At 62.2% G+C, this 22,290-nt stretch carries 20 protein-coding genes; 7 read left to right on the top strand and 13 right to left on the bottom strand.

What is annotated here, in order from left to right:
- Window positions 1-7 precede the first annotated feature (7 nt).
- Window positions 8-391 carry a cytidine deaminase family protein gene (locus FYJ85_RS15640; protein ID WP_206213234.1) on the top strand — a complete coding sequence of 128 codons (384 nt, stop codon included), beginning with the start codon at window positions 8-10 and terminating at the stop codon, window positions 389-391.
- 32 nt (window positions 392-423) lie between these two features.
- On the opposite strand, the gene FYJ85_RS15635 is transcribed toward FYJ85_RS15640, so the two are convergent.
- The 7 genes from FYJ85_RS15635 to FYJ85_RS15605 all read right to left on the bottom strand — a co-directional run bounded on the left by FYJ85_RS15635 (window position 424) and on the right by FYJ85_RS15605 (window position 7,025).
- Window positions 424-1,938 carry a M56 family metallopeptidase gene (locus FYJ85_RS15635; protein ID WP_154419447.1) on the bottom strand — a complete coding sequence of 505 codons (1,515 nt, stop codon included), beginning with the start codon at window positions 1,936-1,938 and terminating at the stop codon, window positions 424-426.
- Between the two features lie 15 nt (window positions 1,939-1,953).
- Window positions 1,954-2,349, bottom strand: coding sequence for a BlaI/MecI/CopY family transcriptional regulator (locus FYJ85_RS15630; protein ID WP_154419446.1), 396 nt, complete (start codon window positions 2,347-2,349; stop codon window positions 1,954-1,956).
- Window positions 2,350-2,388: 39 nt separating this feature from the next.
- Window positions 2,389-3,240, bottom strand: coding sequence for an ABC transporter permease subunit (locus FYJ85_RS15625; RefSeq protein WP_106051361.1), 852 nt, complete (start codon window positions 3,238-3,240; stop codon window positions 2,389-2,391).
- Window positions 3,233-4,159, bottom strand: a complete 927-nt coding sequence (locus tag FYJ85_RS15620; protein ID WP_106051363.1) for an ABC transporter ATP-binding protein — start codon at window positions 4,157-4,159, stop codon at window positions 3,233-3,235. The genes FYJ85_RS15625 and FYJ85_RS15620 overlap by 8 nt, the downstream gene beginning before the upstream one ends.
- Window positions 4,156-4,689 (bottom strand): prepilin-type N-terminal cleavage/methylation domain-containing protein, encoded by a 534-nt coding sequence (locus tag FYJ85_RS15615; protein WP_106051365.1) that lies wholly within the window; start codon window positions 4,687-4,689, stop codon window positions 4,156-4,158. The genes FYJ85_RS15620 and FYJ85_RS15615 overlap by 4 nt, the downstream gene beginning before the upstream one ends.
- A 14-nt stretch (window positions 4,690-4,703) precedes the next feature.
- Window positions 4,704-5,306, bottom strand: coding sequence for a hypothetical protein (locus tag FYJ85_RS15610; protein ID WP_106051366.1), 603 nt, complete (start codon window positions 5,304-5,306; stop codon window positions 4,704-4,706).
- Between the two features lie 375 nt (window positions 5,307-5,681).
- Entirely contained in the window at window positions 5,682-7,025 is a 1,344-nt protein-coding gene (locus FYJ85_RS15605) for a hemolysin family protein (protein ID WP_158703620.1), read from the bottom strand.
- Window positions 7,026-7,256: 231 nt separating this feature from the next.
- On the opposite strand from FYJ85_RS15605, the gene FYJ85_RS15600 reads away from it, so the two are divergent.
- Together FYJ85_RS15600 and FYJ85_RS15595 are read left to right on the top strand one after the other, a co-directional pair.
- Window positions 7,257-8,813 (top strand): nitrite/sulfite reductase, encoded by a 1,557-nt coding sequence (locus tag FYJ85_RS15600; RefSeq protein ID WP_206213233.1) that lies wholly within the window; start codon window positions 7,257-7,259, stop codon window positions 8,811-8,813.
- A gap of 5 nt (window positions 8,814-8,818) precedes the next feature.
- Window positions 8,819-11,152, top strand: a complete 2,334-nt coding sequence (locus tag FYJ85_RS15595) for a glycoside hydrolase family 2 TIM barrel-domain containing protein (protein WP_154419444.1) — start codon at window positions 8,819-8,821, stop codon at window positions 11,150-11,152.
- Window positions 11,153-11,161: 9 nt separating this feature from the next.
- Here the strand turns inward: FYJ85_RS15595 and FYJ85_RS15590 are convergent, their stop codons facing one another.
- The 4 genes from FYJ85_RS15590 to FYJ85_RS15575 form a co-directional block, all read right to left on the bottom strand.
- Window positions 11,162-11,914 carry an amino acid ABC transporter ATP-binding protein gene (locus FYJ85_RS15590; RefSeq protein WP_154419443.1) on the bottom strand — a complete coding sequence of 251 codons (753 nt, stop codon included), beginning with the start codon at window positions 11,912-11,914 and terminating at the stop codon, window positions 11,162-11,164.
- A complete protein-coding gene (locus FYJ85_RS15585; protein ID WP_154419442.1) occupies window positions 11,907-12,626 on the bottom strand; it encodes an amino acid ABC transporter permease in 720 nt (239 codons plus the stop codon). Before FYJ85_RS15585 ends, FYJ85_RS15590 begins: the two co-directional genes overlap by 8 nt.
- A 12-nt stretch (window positions 12,627-12,638) precedes the next feature.
- Window positions 12,639-13,367: a basic amino acid ABC transporter substrate-binding protein gene (locus FYJ85_RS15580; RefSeq protein ID WP_154419441.1), complete on the bottom strand. Its 729-nt coding sequence runs from the start codon at window positions 13,365-13,367 to the stop codon at window positions 12,639-12,641.
- An 87-nt stretch (window positions 13,368-13,454) separates the two neighbouring features.
- Window positions 13,455-15,542 carry a family 78 glycoside hydrolase catalytic domain gene (locus tag FYJ85_RS15575; protein ID WP_154419440.1) on the bottom strand — a complete coding sequence of 696 codons (2,088 nt, stop codon included), beginning with the start codon at window positions 15,540-15,542 and terminating at the stop codon, window positions 13,455-13,457.
- Between the two features lie 194 nt (window positions 15,543-15,736).
- Between FYJ85_RS15575 and FYJ85_RS15570 the strand changes: the two genes are divergently transcribed.
- Complete coding sequence (locus FYJ85_RS15570; protein ID WP_106051377.1) at window positions 15,737-16,663, top strand: EamA family transporter; 927 nt, start codon at window positions 15,737-15,739, stop codon at window positions 16,661-16,663.
- Window positions 16,664-16,772: 109 nt separating this feature from the next.
- Here the strand turns inward: FYJ85_RS15570 and FYJ85_RS15565 are convergent, their stop codons facing one another.
- Entirely contained in the window at window positions 16,773-17,534 is a 762-nt protein-coding gene (locus FYJ85_RS15565; protein WP_206213232.1) for an SDR family NAD(P)-dependent oxidoreductase, read from the bottom strand.
- 651 nt (window positions 17,535-18,185) lie between these two features.
- Between FYJ85_RS15565 and FYJ85_RS15560 the strand changes: the two genes are divergently transcribed.
- From FYJ85_RS15560 to FYJ85_RS15550, 3 genes are read left to right on the top strand one after another with little or no spacing between them, the layout of a single operon-like run.
- Window positions 18,186-18,485: a hypothetical protein gene (locus FYJ85_RS15560; protein WP_154419439.1), complete on the top strand. Its 300-nt coding sequence runs from the start codon at window positions 18,186-18,188 to the stop codon at window positions 18,483-18,485.
- Window positions 18,482-19,273: a TIM barrel protein gene (locus tag FYJ85_RS15555; RefSeq protein ID WP_206213231.1), complete on the top strand. Its 792-nt coding sequence runs from the start codon at window positions 18,482-18,484 to the stop codon at window positions 19,271-19,273. Before FYJ85_RS15560 ends, FYJ85_RS15555 begins: the two co-directional genes overlap by 4 nt.
- The gene (locus FYJ85_RS15550; protein WP_154419437.1) at window positions 19,267-20,334 is read left to right on the top strand and encodes a uroporphyrinogen decarboxylase family protein; all 1,068 of its coding nucleotides are present in this window, start codon (window positions 19,267-19,269) and stop codon (window positions 20,332-20,334) included. Before FYJ85_RS15555 ends, FYJ85_RS15550 begins: the two co-directional genes overlap by 7 nt.
- Here FYJ85_RS15550 and FYJ85_RS15545 read toward each other — a convergent pair.
- Complete coding sequence (locus FYJ85_RS15545; protein WP_206213230.1) at window positions 20,307-22,289, bottom strand: alpha-galactosidase; 1,983 nt, start codon at window positions 22,287-22,289, stop codon at window positions 20,307-20,309. The two genes, FYJ85_RS15550 and FYJ85_RS15545, sit on opposite strands and share 28 nt — an antisense overlap.
- Between the last annotated feature and the right edge of the window lies 1 nt (window position 22,290).

Genomic DNA, 22,290 nt, shown 5'->3' with positions numbered 1-22,290 from the left:
GATTTTTATGATGAAGACCTTCGAAGAGCTTTGCGAAATTGCCCGCAGAACCCTGAAGCCGCGCCGGCTTTCCCGAAGTTCCTCTGCCGGAGAAGTTGCGGCAGCCCTGCTGACCGATGGTGGAAACGTCTACACCGGGGTCTGCATCGACACGCCGTGCTCGATGGGATTCTGCGCTGAACATGCGGCGGCCGCCGCGATGGTGACGGCAGGAGAAAACCGGATCGTCCGCCTCGTCGCCGTATTTTCGAACGGCACGCCGGGGGCGCCGTGCGGACGCTGCCGCGAATTTCTCTGCCAGCTGCACGATGAAAACCGGCGATGCGAGGTCCTGCTTGACGGCGGCAGAATCGTCACACTCGGAGACCTGCTTCCGCACAACTGGAATTAGCTCCGATGTATGTCATGCACGAGTGGAGCCGATCAGCGCACGGAGACGGGGCGGAAGCCGCTCAGATGCTCCGCTTCGATGCCGTCCACCCGGAGATGGATGGCGACCGGCTCCCCGTTGCGGAAAAGCGCGGCATAGACCGGTCTGCGGTCCGCGGCGGGAACGAGCTTCGGGGCGGCCAGCCCCTTCAGAGCCTCTTCCGCCGGGAGAGAGGCTGACGGAGGGGAAGCCGCGAACTCGATTCGGATTTCCGCTTCCGGCGAAACCGCCCCCCTGCCCCGCAGCAGCAGAAAACACGGACGATTCCGCAGGTGTGCCTCAAGGTGCGCTTCGCCGATTTCAATCGCCAGCCGGCTTTTTTCGGCCGGAAAATTCTCCGGATAGACGATCTCCCAGCACTGCATCAGAGTGTCGTCCTCCGGGACGGCCGGCAGCGGCTTCAGGATCAGGTGCGGCAGCATCGGCCTGGCCGTTGCCGTTGAAGCCGGGCGCGGGCGGGCCGCCGGCTTCGCATTGACAGCCACGAGGCAGACCGGCGCTGCAAGGAGCGCCGCAATCAGCAAAGCCGCGACGGTTTCGAACCGTCTTTTGCCGCTGCGGGGCCGGACGGCGGCGGTCATGCTCCTGATCCGGCGCGACAGTTCACGCGGAGACTCGGCCAATCCCAGCGTCACCGCCGGGACCTGCGTTCCGGCTGAGGCGAAACGCAGCAGCAGATTGCCGTACTCGCACACTGCCTGCGGATGCCGTTCGAGGACCTTCCGGTCACACTCAAGTTCGCAGCAGCTGCGAAACCGCCGCCGGGCGATCAGCATGAACGGGTTGTACCAGATCAGCGCCCACAGAAAAAGGGCGCCCAGATTCAGGAGCGGGTCTCCGGCCCGGCTGTGATGATATTCGTGTTCGAGTAGCAGACCGAGCTCCTTGTCCGGCAAAGGGCGCAGCGCCTCCACCGGCAGGAGCAATTTGCGGCGGAATCCGCCGAACAGCGTCGGGCCGAGTCCGGGACGGCTCGAATCGAGCAGCACCACCGGAGTGCGAAGCGCGCCGTTCCGCATCAGGATTGCGCGCCAGGAGTCGAGCACCCGCCGGTCTGTAACCGGCGGCAGTCGGCGGATCACTCTTCGGCAGCGCAGATAGCGCCACAGCAAAAGCAGAAGCGCCGGAATCGGCAGGAACGCGATGATGCCGAGTTCCACATTCCGGCGGTGCTGCTGGAACCGGCGCCATGCGGCCCGGATGAGGGAGCGCGGCCGTTCTCCGGCCGGAGCGATTCCGGGCTGTCCCGCTCCGGCGGTTCGTGCCGACGGCCTTGCCGGCGCCGTTGCCGCGCCGGCCGTCCGGAGCGAAGAGAGATCAAGTTTGAGCGGCAATGCCGAAAAATTCATCTGCGGAACCAGCAGGAGCAGGATGCACCCGGCCCAGAGCAATCGGCGCAGCCCGGCGGAAAGCCGATGCCGCAGCAGGGACTCCGCGCCGAGCAGAAACAGCACGGCAAGCGCGCCGCGCAGAAGCGTTGCACAGAAATAGAGCTCAAACGTGGTCATGGGCGTTTTCCCTCTTTACTCCGGCTGCTGTTCATCCTGTGCGGCCGCCTTTTCATCGAGCAGCCGCCGCAGCTCCTCAAGTTCGCCGGGGCGGAATGACTCGTTCCGCACAAGGCAGGTCAGAAAGTTTCCGGCCAGGCCGTCGAACAGCCGGTCGATCACCGAGCGGCTGACGGTATACTGGTATTCGTCCCGACGGATCGCCGCCGAATAGAGAAACGACTTTCCCTGCGACTGGCGCTTCACGGCTTTTTTGCGGAGCAGCCGCAGCAGCAGGGTCTTGATGGTCGGCTCCCCCCACTGCGTCCGCATCTGCAGCCGGTCGACCAGCTGGCGCGAGGTGAGCGGGGACTCGACCCAGAGTTCTTTCAGGAGCTCCAGCTCCGCATCGGATATATTCATCTTTTTCATTGTATCATACCATAACCGTCCGGCGGCCCGTTGTCAAATTCATTTCAGATCTTTATAATTGAACATCAGCGTCGCCAGCAGCAGGAAGCCGACGGTGTAAAGCGAGAGCGTCGACAGATTGACCAGCAGCTTGTTGACCGGCAGCGGCGAGAGCCAGAGCAGGAACGAATTGTTCATGACCTCCGAAAGCAGATAGGGCCGGATGCTCTCGCTGAACGGCAGCGCGGCGATTACGTAGGAGACGAAGTAGAACGAGATAACCGTCACGGTCGCCGCGCTCATCCGGTTGAACACGGTCGAAAAGAAGAGCGTGATCGCCCCGAGCGCGGTCAGCGAGAAGGAGAAGTAAACGGTCGCCGCAAAATAGCGCAGCAACGCGCCGCGGACTCCCATGATGACCACGTCGGTGCCGAACACCCGATCGGTCAGCATCACCAGCTGCGTCGGAGAAATATTGAGGACAAGCACGCCGATTGCGATATTGAGAGCGGCGAAGTAGAGACAGTAGAGCAGCGTCGCCAGGTAAACCGCGAAGAACTTCGAAAGGATGATCCGGCTGCGCGAACGCGGGCGGGAGACATACAGCTTCAGACTGCCCTCCTGCATCTCCCCGGCCACGCAGTCACCCGCGAGCGTGGCGACCACGATCGGCATGAGGACGATGAAGGTCGGCACCATCGCGATCCGGGCGAAGAAAAGGCCGTCCAGGTAACTGGTCAGGTCTTCGACGTGAAAATTCATCGTCTTGTCGAACCGGCGGAAGAAGTTGCCCTGTGCCGAACGGAAAGCCAGATAGCAGAGTCCGAGAAAGAGCAGATGCCCCCCCAGCATGACGTAGTTTTTCTTCTGAATCCGCAGCTTGACGAGTTCATGGCAGAGGCTTCTAAGCATGGCCGTTATCCCCCGCCGTTTCTTTGAGAAAGAAATTTTCGAGCGTCTGCCGTTCGACGGCGAGATGCGTGACGTTGAATCCGTTCTCGACGAGCAGGCGGTTCACCGCTCCGGCGCAGGATTCGCCGAGTTCGAGCAGAATGCCGTCCGGCCCGTTCTCGATGCCGCACGGCGGCAATACGTTTCCGGCAACGGCCCGCCGCAGGAGAGCGGCTGCCGATTCCGGACGGTCGGTGCGCAGCCGGAGCCGCGGACGGCTGTCGAGCAGTTCGCCGATCTCCCCCCACGCTTTCAGCCGGCCGCCGTCGATCAGGATCAGGTGGTCGCAGATCTGCTCGACCTCGGACAACAGATGACTGCTGACCATGACGCTGACGCCGAATTGTCTGTTGTATTCACGGATGATCTGGCGGATTTCGACGATCCCGGCCGGATCGAGCCCGTTGGTCGGCTCATCGAGGATGATGAACTCCGAATCCGGCAGCAGCGCGAGCGTGATGCCGAGGCGTTGCCGCATGCCGGTGGAAAATGAACCGACCTTGCGGTCGAGCACGGATTCAAGCTCCATGAAGCGCAGGATCTCTGCACGTTTCTCCCGGTAGGCGCGCCCGTGGCCGCCGGAAAAGATATCGAGGTTCGCCCGTGCGGACAAGTCCGGAATGAAGGCGGGCCACTCGATTACGGCGCCGATCCGCCGCATGGCCTTCGTGTGCTCTCTGTGCGCGTCGAAACCGTCCACAAGAACGAATCCCTCGGTCGGCCAGATGAGTCCGGTGATGAGCTTGATGAGCGTGCTCTTTCCGGCTCCGTTCGGCCCGATCAGCCCGGTCACGCCGCCGTCGTTGATTTCCAGCGACACATCGTCCAGGACGACCCTTCGGCCGTAACGCTTGGTCAGGCAGAAGCATTCAACACTCATTGAACCTTCTCCTTCATGGCGTTATCGCTGATCCGGAGGGTCAGGTAGAGATAGTTCCGCGACTTTACTTCGCCCGCCGGGCCGTGAAACGCGCCGCCGTCGTAGAGGAGCGGGATGCGGTAGCCGAGCATCTGAAGCTCACGGTCATCCGCGCGTTTGCCGTTGATTCCCCATTCGCGCCCCCATACGTAACTGCTGCCTTCGTTTTCGAACAGCCGTTCGGTGTCGGAAGGGCAGCGGAAGACCTTTTCATTTCCACCGAGATACGGCTGAAGCGTTTCGACGATGCCGGGAAGCGATTCCTCCCCCTCCCCTGCTGTTTTCGGCATGATCCGGCAGGAGGGCAGCACGGAACGGCTGTCGTTCAGATACGATTCGAGCGCGGTGCCGATCTGCCGCAGATTGCCGGTGCAGGCGGTCCGCCGCGCCCGGCTCCGGGCTCCGTTCAGCGCCGGCATCAGCATGCCGGCCAGAACCGCGATGATCGCGATTACGACCAGGAGTTCGATCAGGGTAAAACGGCATCTCATGGTGATCTCCTTTCTTACGGCAGCTTCAGCGTCTGAATCCAGATATTCGTGATCGGCGCGAACTTGCGGCGTTCCTCCGGCGTGAATTCGCTGTGGATCATGCGCGTGACTTCGTTGTTGAACGCCCTGCCCTCTTCGGATTCGCGGATCTGGGTCAGCATCTGGCGCCCTTCGGCGCTCTGCGCCTCCTTGTGCCACTTTTCGGCCTGCTTCTGAATGGCGTCGAACATCTTGTCCTGCTCATCCTCCGGCATGGCGCGGATCTGCCGGAGCGTTTCGCCCACGGCGCCGGTCAGCGCCCGGATCCGGATCTCCCGCTGTTTCTCCTCCGGATATTTCCGCAACTGCCGCCGCAGATGCGCGAGCACCTCCCTGCGTGAACCGCGATTGCTCTGCGGCGCGAATGCGCGCGCCAGCGTGTCGGTCAATTCTTTCTCGCTCCATTCGCTTTTGGCGAGAATCTCCTCCGAAGTCAGCGGCTCCGGCTTGAGACCGACCAGCAGCCAGAGCAGCACGGCCAGCACCGGCATACCGATCAGGGCCGGATACAGCAGCATTTTCCAGCGCTCGGCCGTCCGTCGCTTCGCCCGGCCTGCGGCTTTGGATGATTCCTTCATGGTGCCCTTCCCTTCTTGCATCCGAGATTGTCACTGTGTCGTTTTTATAAAGTTACAAGTGTAATCGCAAAATGCAAGCTGGAAACGGAATATTTTTCAATTATTTTATCTGCAAATAATATAATTTATTTTAAACCAATACATTACAATAATTACACTTGTAATCAATGAGCAGATGAAAAAACGGAGTCTGCCGGCAAAACGGATGATTTTCGCCTGTCCGTCAGTCCGGCAGACTCTTTTCCGCCCGCCCATTTGGTCATGGTGATACAATTCTTGCGAATTGTCAACAGCAAAACGGGGAGATATTCAAGAAAAAGGGACGGTTTCGACACCGTCCCGGCCGGGATGCATTCGTATATGGCCGGCGCGGAGTTATTCCTCCTCCGCCTCCTCTTCGGCCGTGCGCGGCTGCCGGGTCAGGAGCACCTGCTCGACCCGCCGCTCGTCGACCGATACGACCCGGATGGTCACTCCCGCTTCCGGCAGCTCGACCACGGCGCCGACCGTCGGAATCGCGTTCAGTTCCCCGAACACCAGGCCGCCGATCGTGTCGTACTCCTCCTCCGGCAGCAGAATGTCGAGCTTCCGGGCGATCTCGTCGAGCCGCATCGACCCGCCGATGCGCCACTCGTTCTCCGCGACCTCTTCGATCTCGACCTCCGGCTCGTCATATTCGTCGTACAGGCTGCCGACGATCTCCTCTAGCAGGTCTTCGACCGAAACGATGCCCGAGGTGCCGCCGAACTCGTCGAGAATCACCGCCATGCCGAATTTCCGGCTCTGCATGTTGCGGAACAGGATGTTGGCGCGCATGGTTCCGGGGGCGAAATAGACCGGTTTCAGCAGCTTCCGGATGTCCGGAGCCGCCTCCCCCTTCAGCTTGGCCGAAAGGTATTCGCGGAAGTGCAGCATGCCGACGATGTCGTCGATGTCGTTCCGGTAGACCGGCACGCGCGAAAAACCGCAGGAGAGCAGCACACGCTCGACTTCGTCGGGAGGCGTGTCGATCTCCAGCGCCACGAGCTCCGTCCGGTGAGTCATGACTTCGGCGGCGGTCGTGTTATTGAATTCGAAGACGTTTTCGATCATGCGCTTTTCATCGCTCTCGATGGCGCCGTTCTCCTCGCCGATGTCGACCATCATGCGGATCTCCTCCTCGGTGACCTCCTGCGAGGCGCCGGGCGACAGGCCGAACATGCGGAGCACACCGTTGACCGACGCATTCAGCAGCCGGACGAAAGGAGCCGTCACCTTCGCAGTGAAATCGATCGGACCGGCCGCATAGAGCGCGACCTGCTCCGCATAACGCAGCCCGAGCTGCTTCGGCACAAGCTCGCCGAACACAAGGGACAGATAGGAGAGAATCAGTGTGATCAGAACGACGATGATCCCGTCGAGCGTTCCGCGCGGCAGGAAGGTGACTCCGCTGTCGCAGAGCAGATCGGTCACCGGGTCCGAAAAGCTCTCGGCGGCGAATGCGCTCGCCATGAATCCGGCGAAGGTGACGCCGACCTGCACGGTGGCAAGAAAACGGCCCGAATTCTCCGTCAGTCGGACCAACCTCCTGCCGCGCGCCCCTCCCTCCTGCCCGAGCCGCCGGATCACCGCCGGCTTCAGGGAGATCAATGCGACCTCGGAGGACGCGAAAAACGCGTTCAGCAAGATCAGAAAAAACAGAAACAGCAACTGCAGAAACAATAAACTGCCGTCTTCCAAAATAAATCCTTTTGTTCGAGTCAAGCCGCTGCGGTTCGGAATGAATCACGCATAAAAACGGTTAATCATATTGTAATATAACAGAAAAAAAGATAAATGCAATCCGGCGGAAACGGAACCCGGGGCGGATATCGCGGAATTTTCCGTGCGGACCGTTGCATTCGGCCGGTTCGGTTTTATATTAATGGCCGGTTGTTTTCCACTTCATTCAGACAGAAGGAGTTTTTCCCTATGAATCTCGAACACATCATCGAGGCGCAGTCCGACCTGCTCGGCGCGCTTCGGAAATTCGCGGCCGGCGAACTGGACTCCGCCGCAATGAAACCGTTCGGAGCCCCGTTCGGCATCTATCAGCAGCGCGACGGCAAATTCATGAACCGGATCCGGCTCACCGGCGGCGAAATTCCGGCGGAAACGCTCCGGTTCCTGCGCGGACTCGTCTACCGGAGCGGCGCGGAGTTCGTCCATGTCTCGACCCGGCAGAACATCCAGCTCCACGGTGTGACGCCGCTCAATTCGATCGAAGTCGTCCAATCCTGCACAGCCAACGGCCTGCCGTACCGCGGCGGCGGCGGCGACACGTTCCGGAACATCTCGATCACAGCCGGCAGCGGCATCGCGCCGGACGGTTCCTGCGACCTGGCCCCCTATGCGCGTTTCCTGACCGATGCGATCTTCGACTGGGACATCGCCTTCAAACTCCCGCGCAAGATCAAGATCGGCATGGCCTCCCCCTCGGACAAGGGACTCGCGCTGCGGCAGGACCTCGGCTTCGTCGCGGCTTCCGACGCGGACGGCAACCCCGGCTTTGCGGTTTACGGCGCCGGCGGCTTCGGCCGGGAATCGGCGGCGGGCATCCCTCTTTTCGACTTCCTGCCGGCACGGAATCTCGTCATGGCGGCGCGGGCGATGGTCGAGCTCTTCAGCGACCACGGCGACCGGACCAACCGCGGCAGGGCGCGCATCCGCTTCATCCGCAAACGGCTCGGAGACGAGGCGTTTCTGAAGCTCTACCGGGAGTATTACGACCGGCTTGATCCGGCTGACTATCCGGCGCCGCCGGCCGTTCCGCACGACTGGCCGCTCGCCGGCCGCCGCAAAACGTTCGACGCCGTGCCGGAGCCGGATAGCGAAGAGTACCGCAAATGGCGCGCTGCCGCGGTGCGCCCGACCCGTTTCGGCGCCGACACCGCGACGGTCACGCTCTTTGTGCCGCGCGGCGTGCTGAGCCCGGACGAATTTGCGGCGGTCGCCGATCTGATCTCGGATTTCGGCCTGCCGGCGGTCCGGCTGACCTTCGAACAGAACATCGTGCTGCCGGTCGTATCGGCGGCGGCGCTGCCGCACCTTTACCGGGCGCTCCGGCAGCTGCCGGTCGACCTGACGTTCCGCAGTTTCTCCGGCCAGCTCGACTGCTGCATCGGCGCAACCGTCTGCAAAATCGGCGTGCTCGATGCGCCGAAATACGGTGAACTCGCTGCGGCGGCGCTCGACCGCTATTTCGAAGCGCATCCGGAGGAACGGGCCGAAAAAGCCGTGAAGCTGATCGAACTCATGCATTTCTCGGGCTGTCCGAACTCCTGCACGGCGCACGAAGTCTCCTGTTTCGGCTTCCAGGGGTGCAAAAAGACGCTGAACGGTGTGCTGACCGACTGTTTCGTTCTCTGGCGCAATCCCGAATTCCCGGCTTCACCGATCGGAACCGATACCGGCGAAGTGATCCCGGCCGCCGAAATCGGTGAGCGCGTCATCGAACTTCTGAAAGAAGAAAAGATTCTGAACGGCTGAACCGGATGAGAACGACACAAATTCTCAGCCGCGGCTGGAAATTCCGGCGCGGAGAGCAGCCCGGCGCGGAAGCCGCCGGTTTCGACGACTCCGGCTGGGAGTCTGTACGGCTGCCGCACGACTGGGCCATCTCCGGTCCCTTCGCCGCGGAGAACGACCTCCAGGTCACCCGCATCATGCAGGACGGCGAAATGGAGGAGACACGCCATTACGGACGCACCGGCGCGCTGCCGCATATCGGCACCGGTTTTTACCGGAACGTGCTCGAGATTCCGGCCGAATGGGCCGGCAAGGCGTTCCGGCTCGAATTCGACGGGGTCATGAGCCATGCAACCGTCCGGATCAACGGCCGCGAGGCGGGCGGGCGGGCGTTCGGTTACAGCTCCTTCGCGGTTGATGCGACCGGGCTGCTGAAGCCGGGCGCGAACGTCATCACCGTCCGCGCCGAAAACCGGTCCGCCGCGTCGCGCTGGTATCCGGGCGCCGGAATCTACCGCGAGGTCCGGCTTCTCACGCTCGAGCCGTCGCATTTCAACTATAACGGGGTCCGGCTTGACGCATCGGTCGCGGACCTTGAAAAACGGCGCGGACGGCTCCGGCTCTCGGCTTCCCATACCGGGACCAGGCAGGCGCGGCTCGCTGTCTCGGTCTCGGCTCCGGGCGGCAGTTGCGCCGCCGCATTCGAATGCTCTCCGGAGGGAGGGGAAATCGAACTCGACGCAATCCGGCTCTGGTCGCCGGATGCGCCGGAACTCTACACGGTGGAAATCGAACTGCGGGAAAACGGCGTCGCCGTCGACCGGGTCACGCTGCGCTGCGGCTTCCGCCTTGTCCGTTTCGATGCCGATGCAGGGATGTTCCTGAATGGGAAAGCGTTCCGCATGAACGGCATCTGTTTGCACCACGATTTCGGGCCGTTCGGAGCGGCCTTCTCCCTGCCCGAGCTGCGCCGCCGCTTCGGGCTTTTGAAGTCCATCGGCTGCAACGCGCTGCGAACCAGCCACAATCCGCCGGACCCGAAATTTCTCGATCTTGCCGATGAGACAGGGTTCGTCGTCATCGACGAAGCGTTCGACTGCTGGGCCGCCGGAAAAGTCGCCAATGATTACAGTTGCGATTATCCGGCCTGGCACCGGACCGATCTCGCCGATCTGATCCGCCGCGACCGCCACCACGTCTCGGTCATTCTCTGGAGCATCGGCAACGAAATCAACGAACAGGGGCTGCCGGGCGGCGCAGCCGTCGCGCGCGAGCTTGCCGCGCTCTGCCATGAACTCGATCCGTCGCGCCCGGTTACGGCCGGGCTCGACCGGCCCGATGAAGCGTTCGCCAACCGTCTGCCGCAGGAACTCGACATCGCGGGGTGGAACTACAAACCGGCCCGCTATCCGGAATTCCATGCGAAACTGCCCGGCATACCGCAGTTCGGCAGCGAAACGGCGTCAACCTTCAGTTCGCGCGGCTGGTACGATTTTCCGTTCCTCGCCGAGCGGATCATCCGCGAAAACCGGCAGTGCTCGAGCTGCGACCTCGAGCATCCGCCCTATGCGACGACGCCGGATCACGAATTCGAACAGCAGGACGCCTGCCCGTGGATCATGGGCGAGTTCGTCTGGACCGGCTTCGACTACCTCGGAGAGCCGTCGCCCTACAACAGCCACTGGCCGGTCCGCAGCTCGTACTACGGAATTTTCGATCTGGCCGGACTGCCGAAGGACCGGGCGTACCTTTACAAGGCACGCTGGTCGGAGGAGCCGGTGCTGCATCTGCTTCCGCACTGGAACTGGCCCGGACGGGAGGAGACCCTCCTGCCGGTTCACGTCTACACGAATTATGACCGGGTCGAGCTCTTCCTGAACGGCGTTTCGCAGGGGGTCCGCGAACGTGCCGGCACGCCGCGGCTGGTCTGGGAAGGCGTTCCGTACCGGCCCGGCGAACTCAAGGCCGTCGCGCTCGACTCCGAAGGGAAAGCCGTTGCCTCCTCCCTCATGCGGACGGCGGAGGAACCGGCCGCGCTGCGCCTCTCCGCCGACCGGGCCGTTTTCGCGGCCGGCGGAGAAGATCTCATCTGCGTGACTGTGGAGGCAGTGGACCGCAACGGAACTCCGCACCCGCTGTCCGCGCTGCCGGTCAGCTTCCGGACCGAAGGGGCCGGCGCGCTCGCGGCGCTCTGCAACGGGGATGCGACCTCGCTTGAAGTGTTTACCGGGAATTCGATGCGCCTGTTCTCCGGCAAGTGCGCCGCATTCCTGCGCGCCGGAGAAACGCCCGGAATTCTCACGCTGACGGCGGAAGCGCCGGGCCTGCCCGCCGCAAAGCTCGCCGTCAAAGCCGAATGACCGGACGGATCACAGCACCCGCGAGAGGAAGTCGCGGAGCCGCGGATTCGACGGACTGTTGAAGAATCCGCCGGGCTCCCCTTCCTCGAGAACGCGGCCGCGGTCCATGAACATGACGCGCGTGGCGACCTCGCGGGCGAAACCGATCTCGTGGGTCACCACAATCATGGTCAGCCCCTCCCCGGCGAGCTCCTTCATGAGCGAAAGCACTTCGCCGACCATTTCCGGATCGAGGGCCGAGGTCGGCTCGTCGAACAGAATCACATCCGGATTCATGACCAGCGAACGCACGATCGCGATACGCTGCTTCTGGCCGCCGGAGAGCTGCTGCGGGTACGCATCGCGTTTCGCGTAGAGCCCGATGCGTTTCAGCAGCGCGTCGGCCTTCGCCACTGCCTCGACGCGGGTCGACCGGCCGGTTTTGACCGGCGCGATCGTGATGTTCTCGAGAATCGTCAGATGCGGGAACAGATTGAAGTGCTGAAACACCATTCCGACCTGCTGCCGGAACTTGTTGACCGGCGTCTTCGGCGCATTGATCTTCCTGCCTTTGAACAGGATCTCGCCGGAGGTCGGCTCCTCAAGCAGATTCAGGCAGCGCAGGAACGTGCTCTTGCCGGAGCCGGACGGCCCGATGATGAAAACGGCTTCGCCGTGAAAAATTTCAGCGGAAACGTCATCCACCGCGCGAAGCGGACCGAACTCCTTCACCAGATGGTTGATCCTGAACACGGGAGCGCTTCTGTCGATCGCCTTATTCATTGTTCTTGAGTCTCCGTTCGAGTTTGCCGAGCAGCCAGCTGAACAGCATGACCACGGCCAGATAGATTCCGGCGACCGCGATGAGCGGCAGGAACGCCGTGTAGGTCTGGCTGCGGATGATGTCGCCGCCCTTGGTCAGGTCCTGAAGCGCGATGTAGCCGGAGACGCTGGTCTCCTTCAGCAGCACGATGAACTCGTTGCCGAGTGCCGGCAGGACATTCTTGAACGCCTGCGGCAGAATGATGTAGATCATCGTCTGCCCATAGCCGAGTCCGAGGCTGCGCCCTGCCTCGAACTGCCCTTTGTCGACCGACATGATGCCGCCGCGGATGATCTCGGCGACATAAGCCCCCGAGTTCACGCCGAAGGCGACGATCGCCACCAGCACCTTGCTGATGTTGACCGAGCCGAAAATCACGAAGTAGATGATCAGCAGTTGGACGACCACCGGCGTTCCGCGGATCACGGTCAGATAAACGCGGCAGAGAAAATCGAGCAGCCGGAGCTTGCCGGTCTTGTCGTGCGTCGAACGGATCACCGCCACCGTAAAACCGACCAGCACCCCGACCAGCACGGCGCAGAAGGCAACCTCGATCGTGACGAGGAATCCGTCGGAGAGATAATGCCAGCGATCATCCTTGATGAAGTTGATGTAAAACGATTCGCTGAAATCCGCCCAGCTCGACCGTAAGTAATTCAATGCCGCATTCATGTGGGAGTCCGTTTACTGCTTGACGTACTTCGCCTTGATCTTCTCGAGTCCGCCGTTTTCCCGGAGTTCGTCGATCACGGCGTTGATTTCTTCGAGCAGCGCCGTATTCTTCCTGTTGACGGCGATCGCATACTCCTCGGTGGTCAGCGGCTCATCGAGGATGACCAGATTCTCGTGCAGAGCGACATGCACCTTCGAAGGCTCCCCGTCAAGCACGACGGCATCGAGCTTGCCCGCATCGAGCGCGGCGACCGCAAGCGAACCGTTCGGGAACCGCTCCGGCTCCCGGATGTTCTTCGTCACATAGAGGTCGCCGGTCGTGCCGTGCTGGACGCCGATGCGTTTCCCCTTCAGATCGGCGCTGCCGCGGATCTCGGAATCCTTCGGCACGATGACGACCTGCTGCGCCGTGACATACGGACGGGAGAACCCGACCTGGCGCTTCCGTTCGTCGGTGACGGTGATTCCGGAAGCGGCGACGTCGGCCTTGCCGGCCTGCACCGCCGCGATAACCGAGTCGAAGCTCATATCTTCGACGACGAGCTCGCGGCCGGTTTTCTTGGCGACGGCTTTCATCAGATCGACGTCGATGCCGACGATTTTCCCGCCTTCGCGGAACTCGTAAGGCGGAAACGTGGCTTCGGTCACCATCACAAGTCTGTCGTCATTCCGGCCGCAGCCGGACAAAGCAAACACCAGCAGCAGAGCGGCCGGAACGGCGGAGATCAGTTTCAGTTTCATGAAATCCCTTTCCATTCAATCGTATTGACGACATAATATAAGCCGCCCCGGCCGTATTTTCAACGGGATACGGCCGAAAAGACGGCTCTACCGCTCGAAGACAAGCCGTCCCGATGGCGTCACGATCTCGCCGCGCATGTTTCTGATGCGGGCGGTCGCGACCGGCGACCGGCGGATTTCGGCGAATCCCGGCTTCTCCGGCCGGACGCCGAGGACACAGGCGTGATAATAGTACACGGCGACTGCGCTCCAGCCGTGGCAGAGACTGCCGGCATTGTTGAAATCGGCCTGGCCGAACGCGGTTTCCCATACCGTCGTGGAGCCCTCCGCCAGCATCGGATAAAATTCCCGCTCGATCCGGCTTTCCAGATAGAGCTGCGCCTCCCGCGGCCCTTCGGCCAGCACCCGGACCAGGTACGGCATCGAGCTCGGCGTGACGCGCAGGTGCTTCTCCGCGAGAATCCCGTCCAGCACCGTCCGGCGTTTCTCTTCCGGAACCGCGCCGGTATAGAGCCCGAGCAGCTGGACGAGTTCGTGGGTGCGACCGTCGTCTCTCCGGGTCAGCAGACACTGCTTCTCCGGCGACCAGAAAAAGGCGTAAACCGCGCGGCGCAGCGCGTCGGCCCGCTCTATCCAGGCCGTCTCCCCGGTCAGGCGGAACAGCGCATCGAACATCTCGACGGCGAAGAGGCTGCAGGGCGCTTCGAACTGTGAATCGCCGGAATCTCTGCGGTTTCCTTCGAGACCGTCGCACCACTCGTAGAAATGCCAGAGCTCGCCGGAGGCCGGCAAGTGTATCAGCCCGGTTTCGGCGTCCCGCAGCGCCAGAACGGTTTCGGCCACCCGGAGCGCCTGCTCCCGGCAGGAGTCGAATACCGCGCGCGAACCGCTGTACAGATAGTGCTCCCAGAGCGCGATCACCCAGATCATCGAGAATGCCGGAATCGGCGGACCGGAGAGAGACGGAGCGGTCAGCGTCAGAAACCCGTCCCGGCGCTGGCCGCGAGCGAGCAGCCGCAGCGACTCGGCCGCAAACCCGTAGTTGCCCCAGACCGTGTAGCCGAACAGCATCTGGTTGCGGGAGTCGCAGCCGTAGAGCGACTGCTCGCGCCACGGCGTATCCTCATAATGCTCGTGCATGCAGAGCTGCAGCGTACGCACCGAATTCCGGTACAGTCTGCAGGCCTCGGCGGAATCGCAGTCAAACTCCGCCGGCGGCGGGAGTTCAAGCTCGGTCGGCCGCAGCGCGATCCGAAGGAGCCCGACCTCCCGCACCGGATCGGGCGGAATCACGTTCAGCTGCAGGTAACGCGCACCGACGCGGCGGCGCAGCGTCCAGCGGCGGCGCCCCGCCCCCGCAATATAACGGTCCGTGAAGTTCCGGTCGCCGATGCGGTTGCGGACGCGGCCGTCGGCAATATGTTCGCCGTGGGAGATGTCGACGACGGTTCCGGGCGGCAGGTCGACCTCCGTTTCGATCAGCCCCGCATATTCGCTGCCGAGATCGTAGAGGAACCAGAAGCCGTTGCCGGGCGAGTCGCCGTAACGGTCGGCGGCGACCTGCTCGGCATAGGAGCCTTCCCGGCTTTCCCGCCGCAGGGAACCGCGCCGGATCAGCCTGCCCGGCACCGGCTCCCGGTTGACGAGCAGCGGGACCGGGCGCGGAACCGGCCGGCCGCGGCGCGCCGATTCGACGGCGGCGCACCAGCCGGACTCGTCATCCTCGCACCGCGCGTCGTAGCCGACAACCATGCCGAGCTGGCTGGTCAGCTTGTCGAGACGGTCGCGCAGAAAGGCGGGATTGATCCGGGCTTCCCATGCCGGAGTGCTGCCGCAAATCGAGTCTCCGGCCCCGAACTCCGCCCAGAACCCGGCATCGCCCCGGATTCCTGTGGAAAAGTCGATGCCGCAGTAGTAGACGTCGAAGAAGAGCAGATGCGTTCCGGCTTCGGCGCGGAACCGGATTTCACTGTATGTTTTTTCCGCCGGATAATCGCTGAATTGTCCGCGCATAAGTTCGCGGCCGTCCCAATATGCGACGAAGTCGGAATCGGCCGAGACGCGAAGCACGGCCTCCGCCGCCTCCGGCAGGTCGACACGACGCCTGAACTGAGAAAACTGATGGGGCAGGACTTCGCCCGCCGCCCGGATCCAGACCGCTTTTTCAATGCTCATTGCAATATCCCGGAATCGTTCAAAATGATGGGTTCAGCGTCACGGACCACCGGGTCCGGAACGAAGTTTTCAATATAACCCGCTTCCCTCTCTCCGTCAAGTCCCGGAAAGCGCGGGAAGCGGACTTGACGGAATGAATCTTCCGGTGTATCTTATCAATCCGTATTTCCTGTCCCCTTTCGAAAGACCGGTTTATGAACGATAAAGTCAAGGGCTTCGTTGTCGGAGCCGTCGCCGCGGCCACATACGGCATGAATCCGCTCTTCGCCCTGCCGCTCTACAAGGAGGGACTGAGCGCGGATTCGGTTCTCTTCTACCGCTATTCGATGGCAGTGGCGATGCTCGGCGTCATAATGAAATTCACGAAGCAGTCCTTTGCGCTGAAGCGGAGGGAACTCCTTCCGCTCGTCATCGGCGGGCTTCTGTTCTCCGGGTCCTCGCTCTTCTTATTCCTCTCCTACCGCCATATGGATGCGGGAATCGCATCGACGATCCTCTTCGTCTATCCGGTCATGGTGGCGGTCATCATGGCGCTGTTCTTCCATGAAAAAATCACGCCGGTGACGGTGTTCAGCATTGTGCTGGCCCTTTCCGGCATCGCGCTGCTGTACAAGGGCGGGGACGGCGGACCGCTCAGTTTTGCCGGGATCACGCTTGTGATGCTCTCGGCCCTCGCCTACGCAATTTACATCGTCGGAGTCAAGGTGTCGGCGCTGCGGGAGCTGCCGGGGGCGGTCCTGACCTTCTACGCGCTGCTTTTCGGGCTGTCGATCTATGTGGTGCGGCTGAAATTCGGGCTGGAACTGCAATGGATTCCCTCCTGGACGGCGCTGGCGAACATTCTCATGATCGCATTCCTTCCGACGGTGATTTCGCTGGTCTGCACGGCGCTGGCGATCCGTTACATCGGTGCGACGCCGACCGCGATTCTCGGCGCCCTCGAGCCGGTCACCGCCGTTTTTTTCGGCGTGATGGTGTTCGGTGAACAACTGACCTTCCGGCTGGCGACCGGGATTGTGATGATCATCGTCTCCGTTTCGCTGATCATCACGGGGAAAGCGGCTGCCGGACGCCTGAACGACGCCTGGTTCCGGCTGGTGAAGCATTACAGCAGGAAATAGAGCACTCGCAGCCGTATTGAGAAAAGAGAAAGAACAACCGGAGCCGCAAATCCTGTTAAAGCGCGAACCGTCGATGCTGAAGATGCCTCGGCGGCTCTGCCGCCTTCCCTTATACGATCGTGTAACCGCCGTCGGCCATGACCACCGCGCCGTGAACGAAGGAGGCCTGTTCGTCCACGAGAAAACGGACCACGTTCGCAATCTCCTCCGGCTGCCCGAACCGCTTCAGCGGCTGCAGCGCGAGAAAGCTCTCAAGCCCGCGCCGCTCGTCGCCGGTATCGCGCGCTCCGTCATGAAGTCCCGGCGTATCGACCGTTCCCGGCGCGACGGCGTTCACCCGGATGCCGTGCGGCTGCAATGCAATCGCGGCGGCACGCGTCATTGAGGCGATCGCCCCTTTCGAGGCATGATAGGCCAGATATCCGGGAGAACCCACCACCGCAAAAGTCGAGGCGAAATTCACAATCGCGCCGGGAATTCCCTTTGCAATCATGCGCTTCGCGCTTTCACGCAGGAAAATGAAGCTGCCGGTCACATTGATCCGCATAACCTGTTCGAACTCCTCCGTCGTCGTTTCGAGCAAGGGCTTATTCAACTGCCACGCGGCGTCGTTGACCAGAATATCGAGCCGCCCGAAACGGCTGTCGACCTTATCCAGCACCGCGAGAATCTGCTTCTCGTCGGAGACGTCGCAGCGGACGAACGACACCCTCGCAGACGCTCCGGCAAGCTCCGTTCCGCTCTTTTCATCAATATCAGCGACAATCACCTGTGCGCCGTCGTTCGACAGACGCCGCACGACGGCGGCTCCGATTCCCTTGGCTCCCCCCGTGACAACTGCGACTTTTCCCTGTAATGAGGCTTCCATCATCCGTTCCTTTCATTCTGAACTTTGTCCATATAATTTAGCATGGATTCCTCCGGACGGCAATTCCGGAGAAATGCCGAGACTGCCGGAACGGACTTTTTTCGTTTTTTTATCATCTACACTCGTAATTATCATCTACATGTGTAGATTTATTAATGAATCAGCAATCCGAGAGGGAAAATAGGAAACCGATTCAGATTACCGAAGCCGAAGCTGGAACCTGATCGGGCAGCTGGAGGGCAATCGGTACACCGGTGTTTACCTGCAGGAGGCCGTCCGGGACAGCTCCGTCCGCCGCAAGTCCGGCGCTGATCGGCGTCAGCGGCCGCTATTCGGCAGAGGAACTGAAGCAATGGGCAAACGGGATTCTCGCGCACGCCGCCCGAAACTGATCCCGGATTTGCAGGGACGCGGCAATCCGGCTGCGTCCCCGTTCTGCTGTTTGCTTTTTTTGCGAAACCGGATTTGCAAAACCGGCACACCTGATGTATCCTAAAGAAAGCGCGGGAGGAATCGCGGCGGTCCGGCTGCCCCTGGGGATCGCCGGAATTTCATCTTCCTCAGGGAAAGGGAGATGTCTGATTGCCGCCTATACCGGTCCTCTTCCGCATCGGGAACAGGAATCGCCTGAATCAAACCAGAGGAGACGCAGCCATGAACACGGATCAACTCGTCGGGAAACACATTCTGACCGGCCTGACCTGGACGGACGCCCGGGGGAAACTCCTGCGCCGGACGGAGTATCACGGAATCATCGTCTCCGCCGGCAACGGCGCCGTCTGCTTCAAACGGGCGGAGGATGACGGCGAATTCACGATCCCGCTCGATCCGGGGTCCCTGCAGCCGGCCGATCCCGATGCGGTCTACACCTTGTCGGAGAGCGGTAAAACCGTCACCGGAGTTGACTACGTTTCGGTATGGACAATCCACCCGGCTGCGGAGAAAATAAAGTGAATCCTCTTCGACTCAGCCTCGCCGACTGGTGTTTCCGCCCGCCGGAGGCTGCTGCCGAAGCGTGGTTCCGTCAGGTTCGGGCGATGGGGTACGACGGGGTCGAGCTCGTGCCCGCCGAGCGGCGGCAGGCGGCTCTCGATGCCGGACTTGAAATCGTCAGCCTCGCCGGTCCCGGCATGGCGGACGGCTTCAGCCGCCGGGCCAACCGCGCGAAGCTGACGGACGAGCTCAAACGGCTCGCCGATGAAGCTTCCGCCTGCGGAGCGCCGTACCTGGTCGTCTTCAGCGGGAACCGCGGCGGCATGAGCAGAGAGGAAGGGTTCGAAAACTGCCGCGAAGCTTTTTCCGGGCTGCTGCCGGAATTGCGGGGCAGCGGGGTGAAACTGCTTTTCGAGATGCTGAACTCCTTTGATCACAAGGATTATCTGGCTGACCGCGAAGCATTCGGTTTCGAGCTGGCGGATGCCCTTGACGATCCTGATTTTCTGCTGTTGTACGACGTTTACCATATGGCGAAAGCGGGCGACGACCCGTATGACAGCGTTCCCCGGCATATCGACCGGATCGGCCACTTTCACATCGCGGCACTCGAAAAGCGCGGCTTCCCGGCGGAAGGGGCCGCGATCGACTACCGCCGGCTCCTGCTCCCGGTCAGGGAAACGTACACCGGATTCTTCGGCATGGAGTTCCTGAGCGGAAATCCGGCCGAAGATGCGGCAAAAGCCGAAAAACTGTTCCGGAGTTACGCCGGAACAGAGACAGTCAAGGAGTTAAGGCATTCATGTTGAAAAAAGAGTTGTCCCGCGTGGCGCCGGACTACCGGCGCATGGTCGCTGCGGCCGAAAACTGCCGCAGTGAAATCCTGCCGCTCTACGAGCATAACGTATCCTGCAAAATCATCGACGAACTGGCCGGCAGCGATGTCTGCGGCCGGATGGAGTCCGGTGACTTCGATGCGGCGTTTGCCGCCTATGGAGAGTTCTTCCGGCTGGCCGGATATGATGTCGTCACCTTCGAATACTGCATCGGCGCGGCCATGCCGCCGGGCGGAGCGCTGCGCGGCGGCATGGGGCCGATCCAGAGCCGGGCGGATCTCGAAGCGTTTCCGTGGGAGCAGGTTCCGGACCGCTACTGGGATCTGGCCGCACCGATGTTCGAAGCGCTCGGCCGCCGGATGCCGTACGGCATGAAGGCGATCGGCGGCGTCGGGAACGGCGCCTTCGAACTCGCCGAAGATCTCGTCGGGCTGCAGTACCTGCCGTTCCTGGAAGCTGACGATCCCGAGGCTCATGCCGAGCTCTACCGGAGAATCGGAGACCTGATGGAAACGATCTGGACGCGATTCCTGAAGGAGTTCGGAGAGCTCTACTGCGTCTGCCGGATCGGCGACGACCTCGGCTTCCGCAGCTCGCTGCTGACCATGCCGGACACCGTCCGCCAACTGGTCATTCCGCAATACAAGCGGGTCATCGACCGCGTGCATGCCGCCGGAAAGCCGTTCCTGCTGCACTGCTGCGGATGCATTTTTGAAGTCATGGACGACCTGATCGCGGCCGGCATCGACGCGAAACATTCGAATGAAGACGCGATCGCTCCGTTCGAACGCTGGATTCACGATTATTCGGATCGGATCGGCCTCTTCGGCGGCATCGACATGGACTTCATCGTGTCGCGCTCCCCCGAAGAGATCCGCCGGAAAATCGACGCCGAGGCTCCGCGCTTCCGTGATCTCGCCAACGGCTTCGCCATCGGAACCGGCAATTCGATTCCGGACTATGTTCCGGCGGAAAACTACCTCGCCATGCTCGAAGCGGTCAACGCCTACCGCGACAGCCTGAGCCAGAGGTAACTGCGGCGAGGCGGCAGCGTGCAGCGGAGCCGTTTCTCCGCTGCGGGTTTCACACTCCCCTCCCCCATGACGGTCGTGACCGCGTATTCGGAGAGCCGGACCGGTAATTCGAATTCGCGCTCCGGCGCCGCATCGAGGTCGCGCAGCAGAATCAGGTGGCAGGTCGATTCGTCCGCCGTCGTCGTGAAGAAGCCGGAGGTGGTCGTCCCGTCCGGACACGGCCCGACCGGATAGGCGACTCCCGCATGCAGCTCGTCCCGGAAGCCCCGCCAGACCGGAAGGATCCGGCCGAGTTCCGTGCGCGACTCCGCCGACAGCCCGGAGAGTTCGCACCAGATCAGCGGCGAAGCCGCCATCACCGACGCGAAAATCCAATCCAGCGGATAACCGGCCGGAGCAAGCGGATCGTTCCGGTACTTGTCCATGTTGCGCTTCGGATTCAGACACTCGAAGCGGAGCCGGACCGGCGGGATCGCCTGCGACAGCTGCCAGAGATTGCGGAACGTCGCATACGGCCACCAGCGATGCCAGTCCGTATACCGGTTTTCGACAAAGAGCGTTCCACAGGACGGCATGCCGAAATAACCGGGCCGGATTTCGGCGGTCACATCGAGGTCGAAGGTCAGCGCTCCCGCCGTGCGCCGGATCGCCTCCGCAAAGAAGCGGCGCAGATTCGCCTCCCCTTCGCGGGTGCGCGACTTGACGCCGTCGATCTTGATCCATTCAACGCCGAATTCCCGCTGCAGGCGGCATACGGTATCGACGTCCCTGCGCCAGTTCGCAAAGTCATTCGAGGAGTCGGGTGAAAACCAGAGCCCGAGACCGACCTTCCGCTCGGCGGCCCGTTTCACCAGCGGAGCGAGGCCGTTCGGGAACCGTCCGGCATGCACACGCCAGAACTCCGGATCGGCGGCGTGATATCCCTCCCAGACGCCCCCGCCGGCCTCCTGCGCTTTCGAGGAGTTGACCGTGACGCCGCCCTGCCAGCCGTCGTCGATCTGACAGACGTCGATGCCGAGTGAAGAGGCGATATCGATCTCGGAAAGCATGAACGCCTCGTTCAACGCCTGGTCGCGGTTGCGGTCGCCCCAGGTGTTTGAAAGCGCGAGGCCGTCGCGCCCCGGCTTCACGATGCGCAGCTCCTGCTGGTACAGATGCAGCGCCCGCGTCAACCCGGTCATGCCGCCGTCATAGCCGATCACAGCCCACGGATAACGGTCGCTGCAAAGAGCAAAAGCCGCCGTATCCCATTCGAAATCAACCGGGTCCGGCAGCGGACGGCGCTCCGGCAGCGGCGCGAATTTCAACAGAACGATCCCCTGCCCCGAAAGCGGGTCCTCCACCGCAAACAGCGTCCCGCGCAGCGAAAGCGGCTCGGCCGGGGAGAGGCGGAGCTCCTCAATCTGCAGCAGGTTGTCGTGACGGTCCGTCTGGTCCGCAAACCGGAAAAAGCGGAGCTTCAAATGGGCGCAGCCTGGCCGGAAGAATTCACAGCACGCAGCTTCATCCGTTTCCGCCGCCGCTGCGGGGTCAGTTTCGAGGCCGGTCGGCTCGTCGCCGCCGGTACGGCGGACGCTCTCTGTCTGCTGCGGCGCAATCCGCTCGACCGTGACGGCCGGAACTCCGGGCGTCACGGCGAAATGATAGGAGATCACGCCTCCGGGCGCATCGAGTTCCAGGAATGCATGGAGCGCCGGAGCTCCGACCTCCGTCAGCGGAGAACCGGCGACCCGGAAACGCGGAACGACCGCCTCCTCCGTTTCCGGAACCGGTGCCGGCGAAAGCAGTTCACGGCCGTCGAACAGGACCGACAGCGGCACAAGCCCGCTTCGGGTTATGTGCCAGCTGCGCGAAAAACGGCGGTTGCCGAGCTTGACGACTCCGGCATTCAAAGAGGCGAAACAGCCGGTCGGCACAGGGCCGGCGGCGGAACAGTCGGACAGGATCATCCCCATA

The organism is Victivallis lenta, assembly GCF_009695545.1.
GTDB lineage: Bacteria > Verrucomicrobiota > Lentisphaeria > Victivallales > Victivallaceae > Victivallis > Victivallis lenta.
This window is presented reverse-complemented; position numbering and strand designations above follow the sequence as displayed.